Here is a 13473-nt window from a genome sequence, read left to right on the forward strand (position 1 = left end):
GCACTATGTCACATGTCACCCGCGCAGGCGTTCCCGTCGAGGTCGAGGGGGAGTTTCCGACGGTCGGCCAAGCAGCGCCAGCGCTGTGCCTGACCAATGCAGACATGCAGGATGTCACGCTGGCCGATTTTCCCGGCCAGCGAAAAGTCCTGAACATACTCCCGAGCGTCGATACGCCGACCTGCGCTGCGTCCACGCGCAAGTTCAATGAACTGGCCTCGACGCTCGACGACACAGTAGTACTGATCGTTTCGGCCGACCTGCCTTTCGCGGCCAAGCGTTTCTGCGGTGCGGAGGGCCTCGATAACGTAATGACGCTGTCGACCTTCCGGCACCCCGAATTTCACCGCGACTATGGGGTGGCGCTGGCCAGCGGGCCGCTCAGCGGGCTCACCGCACGTGCCGTGGTGGTACTCGACGCACAGGATCGTGTGGTCCACGCCCAGCTCGTTCTCGAAATCAAGCAAGAACCCGACTATAACGCCGCCATGGCTGCCTTGAATCAAGAGGCCTGAAATAGCCTGCGTTCTCATTCGGCGTGAAGCACGTCAGGCTTCTACACTGTACGTGCAATCTCGTGTGGCCCCGTTCGGGCCACAACTGCACGCGCAAAAGGAGCTATGCATGAGCATCAAGAAGACCGGATCCGCCGAATGGCAGGGTAGCCTGAAAGAGGGTAAAGGCACGGTGTCGACCGAGAGCGGCGCGCTCAAGGACAACCCGTACGGTTTCAAGCAGCGCTTTGAAGGCCAGCCGGGTACCAACCCGGAAGAGTTGATCGGCGCGGCCCATGCCAGTTGTTACTCCATGGCCCTGTCGATGATTCTGGGCCAGGAAAATCTGGAAGCTCAGAGTATCCGTACCGAGGCCACCGTGACACTGGATCAGGATGACAGCGGTTTCACCATCAGCAAGATCCATCTCGATACCACAGTGAAGCTCCCCGGTGCCGACAAGGCCACCTTCGAGGAGTGTGCCAACAAGGCCAAGGATGGGTGCCCGGTATCCAAGCTGTTCAAGGCCGAGATCACGCTGGACGCCAAACTCGAGAACTGATCCCACAGTTCGACAAGCGAGAAAGCGATGGCCTCCTCATCGGGTGGCCGTCGTTTTGTTCCCTTTTCAGGACCTTTCCATGCTTCCGGCTTGGCGCGTCCGGTGCCGGCAAGCCGCCTTGACCAGGGCACGTACCAGGCGTTGTTGGGGCCGATTGAAAATCAACCATTCGGGATGCCATTGCACGCCGATCAAAAATTCATGATCCCTCGACTCGATGCCTTGCACCAGGCCGTCACGGTCGCGAGCGACGATCATGATGCCCTCGCCGGTCTCCTGGACAGCCTGATGATGCAGGCTGTTGATACGACACCACGACACTGAAAGCAGTCGGTGCAGCTTGCTTCCGGGAACGATATCGACCGTCTTGCGCGGCAGGACCGTACGTCGACGCTTGAGGTCCTGATGCGTGGTGTAGATGTCTCCGTCCAACGTGCCGCCGCGATAGACATTGATCAGTTGTGCCCCGCGGCAAATCCCCAGTACGGGGCACCCTCGTGGTGTGAAGCGCTCCAGCAGGCTGAGTTCGAGCTCATCGCGTTGGGGGTCGACCCGGACATCGAGCTGGACCTCGCCGCCGTAGAGGTGGGCCTCGATGTCGTCGCCGCCGCCAATGATCAGACCGTCCAGCGACTCAGGGACAGGACGAGACGGTGACAGGCGCAGCGGACGCCCGCCGTGGCGCCATACTGCAAGCCAATCGAAGAACCAGGCGATGAAACTCTTGCGATCCGATGTGGTGATACCGATCAGGGGGCGTGTCATTCATGCATCCACTTGCGTAGTTTATCCAGCCAGCGCGACATCGGCGATTGGGCATGGTGGGCCAGGTACTCCCGCGCATGTGCCTCGAGTCGCACGGGGTCGGCGGCCAGCCGTTCGACTTCCAGCCACCGTTGCCACTCTGTGGTGACGCCCCAGTCGGGTGAGGAAAACTGTGCGTTGGGCAAACGATAGTGAAAGGTCGGGCGCGGCTTGACCAGCACGTCCTGAAACAGGGGGCTGGGATAATCCGGGCGCAGGTAGGCGAACAGGGGAAACATGTCCAACTCGCGGTTGCGGGTCGGATTGAAAGCCAGGTAATCGGCAATCAGGGTATCGAGATCCGGCTGGTAATCGGGATCGAGGATATGCGTCGCATACCCCTTGGGAAAGGGGTTGGTGTGCGGTAGTACTTCACGCGTGAGGTCGACATCGATGGCGTCGCGCAACCAGTCGGCAAGCATCATGTAAGCTTGCAGGTGAGCGAGCAGGCTTTCGGTGGAAAGGCTGGGTACCTCGGGGTTCAGATGCAGGCCGAAGCCGTAGAACAGGCTGGCATCGGATCCCTTGGCCCCTCGGCCGCGCAGGGCCTCGAGCAGGTCATCGAGTTCGGTCAGCGATGACCAGGGAATGGGCGGGCAGATGATTTCCGTGGGTACCAGGCCGGTCACCACATCGCCAATCAGCTCCCGGGTCCGCGTGTGAAACTCGACACGCAACTGTTGATACTGCCGGTCCCAGTCCGCTTCGCTGCGAGGTGGCTTTTCCACCACCTTGGCATCGGGGTGGGCATACTTGGTGTCGAGCTCGATGGTGAAGTCGCCCCAGCGGGTTCCGGCCACCTTGAGCCGGTGAGCGGTGACCATTTCCAGTTGCCCACCGAAGAGCCCCGTGACCAGACCGGCCGCGTCGTGGGGAGCGATTCCCGCGAACTCGATTTCCACGCCAACGCGCCGTAACTCGCCCTTGGGGTTGTGCGTGAGCGGAGGAGATTGCCTATCCATGCCCGACTCCTGAAGCCAACGCTGAGTCATGCAGCGTATCACAACTTGCTGTCGAGCCAGGATGGCACAGCGGGCCGATTCCTCTACCCTGTTAGTCGCCCCATGAAGACTTTTATCCTATAGCTCGCCAGTGGAGATGTCATGAATCGAGCGCCAGCCTTCGTGTCCGTTAGCCAGTTGGCGAGACACCTCATCCATCTGATGTGCCTGATGCTGGGATTATTTCTGTTATTGCCATCCACGGCAGTACAAGCCCAGTCGATCTCGTTGCCGGATATCGCCGGGGGGAATGGCCAGTCGCAGGAACAGCAGGCAGACCCTGAGCAGCTACAAGAATCCTTGGATCAAGTGATTGCGATGCTCGAGGATGCTGAGCGACGGGGGCAATTGCTCGAGGAACTCAAGCAACTGCGCGAGGCGACCTCGCAGACCGAGGCGGACGACTCGCCACTGGAAAGACAGGGCCTGCTGGGGGCGCTGGCCGACACCTTCAGCGATTTTGGCGAGCAGGCGGAAGCCGGACAGTCGCCACTGGACAATTGGCAACGCCAGATCGACCAGGGCTGGCGTGACATCAGTCAACTGGCCGACGCAGCAAGCACCAGCCAATTGATGCACTGGCTGGTAGAAGGTGGCGTCATGCTGGGGGTGTGGGTAGGTTTACTGGCCTTGCTGATGGGGGGAGGGCGCTTGCTGGCTCGCCGCCGCGATTGGCCCCTGCGGTTACCCCGGGAACCCAAGCCCTGGCTACTTGGGGTGCATTTTCTGCGTCGCGTGCTCCCCTGGTTGGTCGCCTTCGCCGCGCTGCTCGCCGCGGCGCAGTTCATGGCCCCTCAGGCCGGCCTCGTGGTTGTGCTGGTCATTGCCTACGTGGCGCTATGCGGGCGCTTGCTGTCAACGATCGTTGAAGTGGTGGCCTCGGTATTTACTCGCGGTCACCGCTATGTAGCGGTACGCATTCTGCGCGAGCGCGGTGGGCGGCGGCTTTTCCTGATTGGTGCGTTGGTCGCGCTGGGCGATGCGTTGGGGTCCGGGCGGCTGGTCGATCCGCTTGGTGCGGAGCTCGCCAGCTTGCTGTCGGTCACTGCGAATATCCTTGCTGCGCTGATCGCGGGCAACTTTGTGCTGCGTTTCAAGCGTCCCGTAGAACACATCATCTGCAATCGACCCTACACGCGTCGCAAGCAGCCCCATACTGCAGATGAGGTGGTTCGCGTCATTGGCCGGCTCTGGCATATTCCGGCACTCCTCCTGATCGGGGCGTCGCTGCTGGCGATCTTCATTTCGGTCGGCGATGCAGCGGGGGCATTGACGCGAGCCATCATCACGGCGGCATTGTTGGTGGTGACCTTGGTGTTTACCGGCCTGCTGCGCCGCAGAAGTGAGACCGTCACCCATCGCCGGCGGCTCTCTCAGTATCGCAAGCGCCTCGAGCGCTTTGGCCATGCGCTGGCGCACATGCTGTGCTGGGTGGTATTTGCCGAACTCTCCATGCAGGTGTGGGGTGGCTCGCTGATCGGTCTGGGTCAGCAAGGGGTGGCTGGGGCACGCATCGGTCAGGCGCTGCTGGCCATCGGCTTTACCGTTCTGCTGGCCTGGCTGGCTTGGATCTTTGCCGATACGGCGATCCAGCGCGCCCTGACGTCGTCCGCCCGGGTGCGTGGCGGACGGGTGAACAATGCACGTATCCAGACCATTACGCCCCTGATCCGCAACGTGATCTTCGCCACCATCGTGGTGATTGCCGCCATCGTCGGGCTGGCCAACCTCGGGGTCAACGTCACTCCCCTGCTTGCCGGTGCCGGTGTGATCGGGTTGGCGATCGGGTTCGGCGCGCAGACGCTGGTTCAGGATTTGATCACAGGTATTTTCATACTCATCGAGGACTCGCTGGCCATCGACGACTTCGTTGACCTGGGCGGCTTCATGGGCACGGTCGAGGGGCTGACACTGCGAACGGTGAGGCTGCGTGATCTCGATGGTATCGTCCACATCATCACGTTCAGCCAGATCAAGTCGATCCATAACATGTCACGCCAGTTCGGCATCGCCCTGATGCGTATCACCATTCCGCATCGCATGAAGATCGATGATGCCATCGCTCTGGTACGGGAAGTCGCCGACGAACTGCGTCAGGATCCGGTCATGCGCCACCATATCTGGTCGCCGCTGGAGCTTCAGGGCATCGACCGATTCGATGAGGGGGCGGCCGTCCTGCGCATACGCATGCGTACCGCACCGGTCATGCAATGGGACGTGGCCCGTGCCTTCAATCTACGGCTCAAGCAACGCATGGAAGAGCTGGGCGTTGATCTGGCCCTGCCACGCATGAGCATCAATATGGAAGGGCGCATGGGTGAAAGCGTACGAGACGAGAACCAGACCGGGACGGAGGACAATGCCTGGGATGCCGCCAGTTGCATGCACGGCGAGGCGGGGCAGGTCGAACGGCAAGGCGAGGTCAGCCGATACGGCGGCTCGCCGGGTCACACACCGGCGCGCAGTTAAACTATCATCACCCCGGTGGGGGTAGCGGCTAGTCCTGTTCATACTCTTGCAGGGCGCGCTCGCAGCCGATACCGGCGTCCTCGCCACCGCCAAGATCCACCCATGGCAAGATCGCGGTAGGCGGAGCAACGATAGCGCCAAGTAGCGAGGCGAGGCCCTTGGCCAGCAATTCCCGGGTCACTACGTTGACCTGGGGATTGCGAAGCGAGCCTTCGAGCTTGATTGGGCTATCGGCCGAGAGCACGCTGACATCCTTGGCATGCGTTTCGAAGGCAAGGTCGATCACTTCGTCTTCGAGGCCGATCGCCCCGGCGCCGGTGATGTTCGCGTCCTCGGTGGCCATGAAGAATTCCTCCATCGAGACCACGCCATCCTCGGCCTCGAGGTGGGCATAGGTACACTGCAACGCGACCTGATCCGAGTCGGCCAATGCTGCGATGAGTGCTTCCCCGGCATCCAGCCCCAGAATTTCCACGGCCAACATGTCCAACCAGCCACGTGACATGGCCAACTTCAGCGTGCCATCGAGGCCGGCCATGACCTCGGCCAGCGAACGGCCTTGGTAGGTAAATTCGCCACGGCCGCCAATCACACCTAGCGTATCCTCGGCGACATCGGGTAGTTCGGCCTCACGTAGCAGTGCCTTGAGATCGACCTGCTGTGCCTCGATGTTCATGTCGCCCTGCAGCGCCGCCTGGCGGGCATCCATTTGCCAGTTGGCATTCACGGTGCCTCCGCCCAAGCCCACCTCCAGGGGAGTGACACGCATCACGCCGTCCTCCAGCGAGAGTTCCAGGCGCACATCATTGAACGGGATGTAGCGGGCCTGAACGCCGTCGGCACGGTAATCCAGCTCGATATCGGTGTCCCGGAGCCCGGCAAGATCCCACTCCCGATCGGGGAACACCTGTTCCTGACGCTCGTCCTGCGCCTCCCATTGCTGTTGTTCGTCGGATGCGGCATCGCTTCCGTCGGTCTCCGGTGCGATACCCAGCATCGGCAATAAATCGTCGGCATCGAGACGGGAAGACCGCAGCGTCGCCCACACCTTGGGCGTCTCACCGAGACGCAGGCGTACATCACCAGCGACATCGCTCTCGCCGAAACTACCTTCCATCCCCTGAAGGTTGATGAGGTCATCCTGATAATGGAGGTGGCTGCTGACCTGGTAGGGCGGCAGTTCAGGGAGATTGATACCGGTGAGCTCCGACAATTCGGCAGGATTGGGTCCTTCGAGGCGGAAACTCCCTTCCACTTCGGTCAGTTGCAACGGCTGCACGACGCTGCCGTCAAGGCTGAGGTGGGTATCTCCGGCACTCAATTCCCCCGAGACAGGATAAGGCGCGGTATCGTCGGTCAGGTCGAGCAGCGGGCCAACCACCAGATCGAAGAAGAAGGCCTCGTCCTGGTAGGTGCCTTCGCCCGTGAAATTGACCCCGGGGGACTCAATGCCTTCGATATCCTGGGAATTCGCCTGTAACGATAACGCTAGGTCCCATTGCGGTGCTTGATAATCGAGCTGGGTGTCGTCGAAAACCAGACCGCCTTCGACGACCCGGGTCACCAGCCGTCCTTCAATGGTGCCCAGCTCGCCCAGACCGAATGGCGCCAATGCTGCCGTCAGGTCGATACGGTCGAATTCGGCATCGATCTCGGCGACCAGTCCCTGTTCCTGTACCTCCAGGTAACCTTGGGCATTGAGTTCGCTGGGCCCACCCTCCGCCTGTTTCTGTACCAGATGCAGCGTATCGAGATTCAGTCGACCATCATTCAGCGCAGCTTCGACGGTAATGTCGCGCAGCGTCTGTTCCGCGTAGTCCAGGGTATCGCTGGTCAATTCCAGTTGGCCTTCATAGCCTTCGAGCATGGCCAAGGACTCGGCGATGCGCTGCCTCCAGACGATGAAAGGATCTTCGGTTTGACTCGCTTCGTTACCCTGGGACCCTTCGCCCGCTGTTCCCATCTCGTCCCGGGGAATCGCCCGGCGGGCTTGTGCCTGGACATTCACGGCAAACGCGACATCCTGTGCCGCGTCATGATACGTCACCCGACTGTCCTCGACGGCAAACTCATCGGGCTGCAGGGGGAGCCCCTGTCTGTCTTCCTGAGGGGTGTCGTCCGATTCGGTCAGGGCGGCCCAGTTGGCAGTACCGTCCGTATCGCGCGCGAGGTGGATCTCGGCATTCGAGAGCGCCAGGCGGCGAAGCTCGACCCGCCCGCGCAGCAGGGCCCCAGTATCGAAAGCGATATGGGCCCGCTCGGCATTTGCCATGTTGTCCTGTTGCGTCTGGGCCCATTCGGCATTGGCCAACGTGACATTCTCGAACGTGACTGTCAGGGGCCAGCCCCAGCCGATATCGTGATCCCCGATGACGACCTCACGGCCATCGAGGCGCTGGCTGGCCTGCGTTTCGAGCCAGCTACGTGCCCAAGGTGACTCCAGAAACAGGGCGGCGGCAACCAGCAACAAAACCAGGGCCACCAAAATAACGATTCCCAGACGAAGCGCGCGTGTCACGACAGTTCCTTGTCCCTTTATCCGAGGCTGCAATGCGTTGCTCTAACCATGGACAGTGAGAGGGCGTTCGTCCAATCGATGGGATAGGCGATGTAAGAAGTGTGCTAGTAACAGAGGGGAGATTGGAAGGCTTCTCGCCGCCTACAGCAACCAGTGGCACAGGGCCATGCCGATGGCGATACCCAGCCCCAGCAGACCCGCCAATAACCAGGGGCCGTGCCAACGCTGCCAGCGGTTATGCAGGCGCACCGCATGGGTCACGCGACCGATCAATTCGTCGTGATTCGAACAGGTGTTATCGGGAGGCAGGGAGAAATCGTTGGCCACGCTGTCCTGCCAATAGCGGCCATGGGTCAGCCCCAGGCGTGCGCGCAGCAGGCCGATGTCTCGCAGCGTGGCATGCAGAGCATCGTACTCTTCGCGGCGGGACTTGACGCCGAGCACGGCGCTGGCATCGGCCTTGAGTGCCGTGTGGCTGCAGGCCTCGATGGCCCGTCCGATTTCGTTGTCCGAGGCCTGGGGAGAGATGCCCAGGCGCTTGTAAAGATCGCGCATGGGTCAGCTGACCTGCATCAAGTATTCGTAGGCGTTCTTGATTCGCTGGAAACGTGCCGAGGCCGAGGCGGTCATCGCTTCCCCCTGAGCAAAGAACCGGTCCGGGTGATGCGTCTGGGCCAGGCGCCGATAGGCCTTGCGGATATCGCTGCGACTGGCACCCGGCTCGAGCCCTAGAACGATCAGGGCACGACGCGCCCGATCACCCGGCGGGGATTGGTGTGAGGAGTGATGCCGCTGCTCCTGGCGATGACCGCCACTGCCACCAGAGTGCGCCTGCTCTCGACGGGATTGCTCCTGTCGCGACTGCTCCTGTCGAGAATGACGCTCGCGGGAATGGCGTTCCTGCTGACGCTGCTGCTCCTGGCGAGCCTGCTCCTGCTGATGTCGATGATGCTCCTTGGCTTGCCAGTAACCGGTACGGCTGGGGTCGTCGGGGTTTTCGAACGTCTTTCCGGCCACATCGTTGAATAGCCGGGCGAATTCGGGGGGCGACACACCCAGCAGATCGGCGAGAAAACGCAGGATATGATGATTCGCCGTCGTCGGCTTGCCATCGGCGATGGCCATTTGTATCGCCAGGCGCAGAAAAGGATAGGCCTGCTCACCGCAGCAGTCCTTCTGCATGATCTCAGCGGCGAGTTGTACGGCCTCGAGCGCTTGTCCGCTCGCGATCTCGAAGATCGGCTCCAGCGCATGACCGTGGCTGAACGTTGCGGCCACCTCGTCGAGACGCAACCGGTCGGCCTCGGTGAACTGCCCGTTGCTGGCCAGCACCCAGGCAAGCAACATCAGGCCGGCCGTATCGGCCTGCTTGCGGCTCTTCAGCAATAGCAGTTCAAAAGGAGAGAAACGGGCAATCGGCATCCCTGGCTCCGGGCGGGGTGATCTTGTTCTGCCATCGGCGCGTTGCGTTGCGATCGCCAATGGTCGCCCCGGCGCTGGCAGAAGGCAAGCCCGGCTCGCCAACGCGGAGGGTCTGTGTTACAGCCCTGCGAGGTTCTCCGGACCAAACGAATCCGGCAACAGCTCATCCATGGTGTAGCTCTTGAGCCAGTTGGCCTGTCCATCCAGAACATGGATGCGCGTCTCCGGCGTGGCGAACTCGCGGATGCGTTGACGGCAATCCCCACATGGCGTGCAAAGATGCTCGCCGGGGCCGATCACGTAGATCTCGGTAATGGTTTGCCGGCCACTCGAGATCAGGGCGGCAATCGCGGACGCCTCGGCGCATAGGCCCTTGTAGTTGGCGATTTCCACATTGCACCCGTAGAAGGTGTGATTGTCGTCGCTGACCAATGCGGCCCCGACGGGATGGCGAGAATAAGGCGCGTATGCCCGGTCACGCACCGCCAGTAGCTGTGTGCGTAGTTCATCGGAAATGTCATGCATCTAGGATCAAGCCTCTTGGCGGGGGGTGGAATCGTCGCGCAGGACGGCTTCGAGCGTGACTTCGATCATTTCATTGAAGGTGTTCTGGCGGTCGTCGGCACTCAATGCCTCGCCACGCGACAGATGATCGGAAACCGTGCAGATGGTCATGGCTCGCGCCCCGTACTCTGCGGCCACCCCATAGAGGCCGGCGGCTTCCATCTCGATGCCGACGATGCCGTAGCGTTTCATCAAATCGAACAGCTCGGGCTGCGCCGAGTAGAATAGATCCGCCGAGAACAGATTGCCGACCCTGAACGGCAGGCGTCGCTCACGGGCCACATCGACGGCATGCGCGACCAGATCGAAGTCGGCCAGCGCGGCAAGATCATGATCCATGAAGCGCATTCGATTGACCTTGGAGTCGGTACTGGCACCCATGCCGATCACCAGGTCGCGCAAGTGGATGTCGTCGCGCACCGCGCCGCAGGAGCCAACCCGTATCAGCGTCTCGACGCCGTAGTCGGTAATCAGCTCCTTGGCATAGATCGAGACAGAAGGAATGCCCATCCCATGGCCCATGACCGATATCTCCCGACCCCGGTAGCGTCCGGTGAAGCCCAGCATGTTGCGGACTTCATTGACCTGGCGTACCTCGCTCAAGAAGGTTTCGGCGATGAACTTGGCGCGTAGCGGGTCGCCGGGCATCAGCCCAGGCGGCCAAGGTGGCATCGAACAGGGCATCATGGCCGCTGGCCTTGATCGCGCGAGTGATGCCACAGTGGGCATAGATATCGGCGATCTTGCCGACCGACACCACAGTGCCGCCCTTTTCGTCGACCAGCTTCTGCAGCACCGTCGGCGCCGGTGGTTCTACCGCATAATCCCTGCGATTGGCGGTGCGTGTGAAGCCTGCGTCCGCAGTGCCGACGAACGGTCGAGCGATGACGCGACCGATGTTATAAGGTTCGAGCAGGCCTCGGGCGATTTCACAGACCCGATAGAGCCGCTCCAGGCCGAACGTTTCCTCATGGGCGGCTATCTGGAAGACCGAGTCCGCCGAGGTGTACACGATCGGCTTGCCGCTTGCCGTGTGAGCTTCGCCGAGACGCTCGAGGATAGCGGTGCCCGAGGCATGGCAGTTGCCCAACACGCCGGGTAGGTCGGCCTCGGCAACCAATGCCTCGAGCAGGTCAGGTGGGAAGCTTGCCTCGGGGTGCTCGAAATAGCCCCAATCGAAGAGCACCGGCACCCCGGCGATTTCCCAATGGCCGGAGGGCGTGTCCTTGCCTGAAGAGATCTCCCGTGCATGACCGTACGCCGCCGTGACCGTTTCAGGGATCGACGCGCCTTCGGCCCATGTGCCGCTGGCTTCGCGGTGGGCATGGAACAGCCCCATGCTGGCCAGGTTGGGCAAATACAGCGGCCCGTGGCGCTGCGGGCTGTCGCCGACCTGGTCGGCTTCGCCCCGGGCACACGCTTGGGCGATATGGCCCAGGGTGTCGGCACCGGCATCGCCGAAATCGGCAGCGTCCGGGGTGGCGCCGATGCCGAAGGAGTCGAGAACGAGTACCAGCGCGCGACTCATGCGTTCCCTCCCACCCTAGCGCTTCGCAGCACGTCTCGGATCAGTGTCGGCGGGGAGACCGGCGACTCACCGAGGGTGAATGCGGCACGAACCTGCCGGGCGGCACGTTGTGCGTCGTTCTCGCTGCGTGCATGGATGACGGCGAGCGGACGTTCCCCATCGATGGCGTCGCCGATCTCGGCAACGTGCGACAGGCCAACGGCATGATCGATGCTGGCCCCCGCGGTCAGGCGTCCGCCACCAAGTTCGACCACCGCCATGCCCAGTGCGCGGGTATCGATGGCCTGGACATAGCCTGGCCGATCGCTTGTGACCGTTTGGGTCATCGGCGCATGGGGCAGCACATGTTCGATGTCGGCGAGAACATTTGCCGGGCCGCCCAGCCCGGCCACCATCCGCTCGAAGCGTTCGGCGGCGTCTCCTGTCGACAATGCGTCATCCAGTCGTGCTATCGCAGCGTCGCGGTCAGCGGCCAGGCCACCGGCAACCAGCATCTCGGTAGCCAATGCGCGGGTCACGTCGAGCAGGCGGCCTCCGCGTTGCTGGCCGGTGAGCAGCGCGACCGCCTCGCGAACCTCCAGGGCGTTACCGGCGCTGCGTGCCAGGACCTGGTTCATGTCGGTGAGAAGGGCCGTCGTCGGTGTGCCGGCGCCATCCGCCACGTTGACGATGGCCTCGGCCAGTGCGCGCGAGGCCTCGGGCGTGGGCATAAATGCACCGCTGCCGACCTTGACGTCCATGACCAGTGCGTCGAGCCCGCAGGCAAGCTTCTTGCCGAGTATCGAGGCGACGATGAGCGGAATCGACTCCACCGTGGCGGTGACGTCGCGTACGGCATAGAGCCGCTTGTCGGCCGTGGCGAGGTTGCCGGTCTGGCCGATGATGGCGACACCGACATCCTGCACCAAGCGCCGGAACGTGGCATTGTCGGGTGCCACGTCATAGCCCGGGATGGCTTCGAGCTTGTCCATAGTACCGCCGGTGTGACCCAGTCCGCGTCCCGATATCATCGGCACGTGGGCACCGCACGCCGCGATCCAGGGTCCAAGAATCAGCGAGACGACATCCCCGACGCCGCCGGTGGAGTGCTTGTCGATCACCGGTCCGTGCAGGCCCAGCTCGCGCCAGTCGATTACTTCACCGCTGTCGCGGATGGCCATGGTCAACGCCACGGCTTCGTCGTCGTTCATGCCATTGAGGTACACGGCCATGGCGAAGGCGCCGATCTGCCCGTCGCCGATGCGCTCGTCGGCGATGCCGGCAACGAAGCGCTCGATCGCTTCGGCCGAGAGGGCTTGCCCGTCCCGTTTGGCGCGCAGGATCTCCTGGGGCAGCATCAGTAACCTCCTGAGCTGGGGGTATCGCCTTTCATATCGAGGGTGTCGAGCAGGTTGGCGAGCAGGCTCGAGGCACCGAAGCGGAAGTGGGCCGGGGTGACCCAGGCAGACCCCATGAACCGATTGGCCAAGGCCAGATAGTCCGCCGCATCCTCGGCCGTGCGCACCCCTCCGGCCGCCTTGAAACCCACCGCGCCGCCATGTTCACGAATGACATGAAGCATGATTTCGGTGGCTTCCAGGGTGGCGTTTACGGCCACCTTGCCGGTCGAGGTCTTGAGAAAATCGGCACCCCCGGCGATAGCCAGTTCGCTGGCTTCGCGTATCAGGGCCGGGTCGTGCAGCTCCCCCGTTTCGAGGATCACCTTGAGCGTTCGAGCGCCGCAGGCCTGCTTGCAAGCTTCGACCAGGGCGCGGCCGAGGCCGCCGTCGCCACGCATGAGGGCACGATAGGGGAAGACCACGTCGACTTCGTCGGCGCCGCGAGAGACAGCGTCTTGCGTCTCGCGAACCGCGTGGTCGATATCGTCATTGCCATGCGGAAAGTTGGTGACTGTCGCGATCTTGACCTTGTCGGCCAGGCCCAGCGATGCCAGATCATGGCGAGCGCGTACGATGAACGACGGATAGATGCACACCGCCGCCGGGTGGCCGGCGGGGGTATCCGCTTGTCGGCAAAGAGCGGTGATGCGTGTTTCGGTGTCGTCATCGTTGAGGCTGGTCAGGTCCATCAGGGACAGCGCCTGGCGTGCCACAGCTTGAAGATCGTTCATG

General features: G+C 62.4%; 12 protein-coding genes and 1 pseudogene. 3 read left to right on the top strand and 10 right to left on the bottom strand.

Annotation, left to right across the window (positions count from 1 at the left end; translation table 11 throughout):
• Positions 1–5 precede the first annotated feature (5 nt).
• Positions 6–515: a thiol peroxidase gene (gene tpx / locus JH15_RS10430; protein ID WP_043529994.1), complete on the top strand. Its 510-nt coding sequence runs from the start codon at positions 6–8 to the stop codon at positions 513–515.
• Positions 516–624: 109 nt separating this feature from the next.
• Entirely contained in the window at positions 625–1056 is a 432-nt protein-coding gene (locus JH15_RS10435; RefSeq protein WP_043529996.1) for an OsmC family protein, read from the top strand.
• Between the two features lie 66 nt (positions 1057–1122).
• On the opposite strand, the gene JH15_RS10440 is transcribed toward JH15_RS10435, so the two are convergent.
• Both JH15_RS10440 and JH15_RS10445 read right to left on the bottom strand, forming a co-directional pair.
• A complete protein-coding gene (locus tag JH15_RS10440) occupies positions 1123–1821 on the bottom strand; it encodes a gamma-glutamyl-gamma-aminobutyrate hydrolase family protein (RefSeq protein ID WP_043529999.1) in 699 nt (232 codons plus the stop codon).
• Positions 1818–2822, bottom strand: a complete 1005-nt coding sequence (locus JH15_RS10445; protein ID WP_043530001.1) for an amidoligase family protein — start codon at positions 2820–2822, stop codon at positions 1818–1820. The genes JH15_RS10440 and JH15_RS10445 overlap by 4 nt, the downstream gene beginning before the upstream one ends.
• Before the next feature lie 141 nt (positions 2823–2963).
• Between JH15_RS10445 and JH15_RS10450 the strand changes: the two genes are divergently transcribed.
• Positions 2964–5330, top strand: a complete 2367-nt coding sequence (locus tag JH15_RS10450; protein ID WP_081948978.1) for a mechanosensitive ion channel domain-containing protein — start codon at positions 2964–2966, stop codon at positions 5328–5330.
• Between the two features lie 28 nt (positions 5331–5358).
• On the opposite strand, the gene JH15_RS10455 is transcribed toward JH15_RS10450, so the two are convergent.
• The 8 genes and pseudogenes from JH15_RS10455 to deoC all read right to left on the bottom strand — a co-directional run bounded on the left by JH15_RS10455 (position 5359) and on the right by deoC (position 13472).
• A complete protein-coding gene (locus JH15_RS10455) occupies positions 5359–7848 on the bottom strand; it encodes an AsmA family protein (protein WP_043530003.1) in 2490 nt (829 codons plus the stop codon).
• A gap of 141 nt (positions 7849–7989) precedes the next feature.
• Positions 7990–8403, bottom strand: coding sequence for a hypothetical protein (locus JH15_RS10460; RefSeq protein WP_043530005.1), 414 nt, complete (start codon positions 8401–8403; stop codon positions 7990–7992).
• Positions 8404–8406: 3 nt separating this feature from the next.
• A complete protein-coding gene (locus JH15_RS10465) occupies positions 8407–9270 on the bottom strand; it encodes a DnaJ domain-containing protein (protein WP_043530007.1) in 864 nt (287 codons plus the stop codon).
• A gap of 117 nt (positions 9271–9387) precedes the next feature.
• A complete protein-coding gene (gene cdd, locus JH15_RS10470; RefSeq protein ID WP_043530008.1) occupies positions 9388–9795 on the bottom strand; it encodes a cytidine deaminase in 408 nt (135 codons plus the stop codon).
• A 6-nt stretch (positions 9796–9801) separates the two neighbouring features.
• The gene (gene deoD, locus JH15_RS10475; RefSeq protein ID WP_052384033.1) at positions 9802–10521 is read right to left on the bottom strand and encodes a purine-nucleoside phosphorylase; all 720 of its coding nucleotides are present in this window, start codon (positions 10519–10521) and stop codon (positions 9802–9804) included.
• A pseudogene (locus JH15_RS10480) lies at positions 10493–11362 on the bottom strand (phosphopentomutase); the annotation flags it as partial. The gene deoD and the pseudogene JH15_RS10480, both read right to left, overlap by 29 nt.
• A complete protein-coding gene (gene deoA / locus JH15_RS10485) occupies positions 11359–12699 on the bottom strand; it encodes a thymidine phosphorylase (RefSeq protein WP_043530010.1) in 1341 nt (446 codons plus the stop codon). The gene deoA and the pseudogene JH15_RS10480, both read right to left, overlap by 4 nt.
• Positions 12699–13472 (bottom strand): deoxyribose-phosphate aldolase, encoded by a 774-nt coding sequence (gene deoC / locus JH15_RS10490; RefSeq protein ID WP_043530012.1) that lies wholly within the window; start codon positions 13470–13472, stop codon positions 12699–12701. The genes deoA and deoC overlap by 1 nt, the downstream gene beginning before the upstream one ends.
• Between the last annotated feature and the right edge of the window lies 1 nt (position 13473).

It is taken from the genome of Litchfieldella xinjiangensis (assembly GCF_000759345.1).
Classification (GTDB): Bacteria; Pseudomonadota; Gammaproteobacteria; order Pseudomonadales; family Halomonadaceae; genus Litchfieldella_A; species Litchfieldella_A xinjiangensis.